This window comes from Burkholderia sp. YHN3-13, assembly GCF_055810675.1.
Window position 1 is genome coordinate 1 of the sequence record NZ_JBVVNQ010000082.1, and the last position, 938, is coordinate 938.

2 protein-coding genes are annotated in these 938 nt (G+C 71.6%); both read left to right on the forward strand.

The features are described from left to right. Positions 1–738 (forward strand): ABC transporter permease subunit (locus AC0KUR_RS37970; protein WP_473377401.1); only part of this gene is annotated, 738 nt, incomplete at its 5' end. 27 nt (positions 739–765) lie between these two features. After that, a partial coding sequence (locus tag AC0KUR_RS37975) for an ATP-binding cassette domain-containing protein (RefSeq protein WP_473377402.1) occupies positions 766–938 on the forward strand: 173 nt, incomplete at its 3' end.

Below are 938 nucleotides of genomic sequence, written 5' to 3' on the forward strand. Positions count from 1 at the left end.
GTCGCATTCGCCGCGCTCGCGGCCGCGACGCTCGGCGTGCCGCTCGCGATGATCGGCTACTGGCTCACGCAACAAGGGGCCGCCGCCGTCACGCCGGCCGACGTGTCGCCCGAACTGCTGTGGCAAGCCACGCTCGCATCGTCCAGCTACGGCCTGATGGCGGCAGCCGTTACCACGCTGCTCGCGCTGCCGCTCGCGTTCCTGCTGGTCCGTTATCCGGGCCGCGTCGCGACGCTCCTCGAGCGCACGGCGATGACCGTGCAGGGGGTGCCGGGCATCGTCGTCGCGCTCGCGATCGTGTCGATCACGGTGCGGCTGCTGCAGCCGCTCTACCAGAGCGCGCCGGCGCTCGTCGCCGCGTACGCGATCCTGTTCCTGCCGCTCGCGGTCGTGAGCGTGCGCGCGGCGCTGTCGCACGTGCAGGTCCGGCTCGAGGAAACCGCACGCTCGCTCGGCCTCGGCTGGCGCGCAACGCTCACGCGCGTGGTGCTGCCGCTCGCGGCACCCGGCCTCGGTGCGGCCGCGACGATGGTGTTCATCTCGGTCGTCACCGAACTCAACGCGACGCTGCTGCTGTCGCCGATCGGCACACGCACGCTCGCCACGCAGGTATGGAGCGATACGGCGACGCTCGCGTTCGCGGCCGCGGCACCGTACGCGGCGCTGCTCGTCGCGCTGTCGCTCGGCGCATCGGGACTGCTGTTCCTGCTGCTCGGCCGCGCGTCGGTGCGCGACTGAGCATCGCCCTTTTTCCCGGAACCGCCCATGAGCGAACTACGCATCCACGGCCTGTCGAAATCGTTCGGATCGCATACCGTCCTGCACGACATCGATCTCACGGTACGGCGCGGCTCGCGCCTCGCGCTGCTGGGCCCGTCCGGCAGCGGCAAGACGACGCTGCTGCGCGTGCTGTGCGGCTTCGAGCGCGCCGAGCGCGG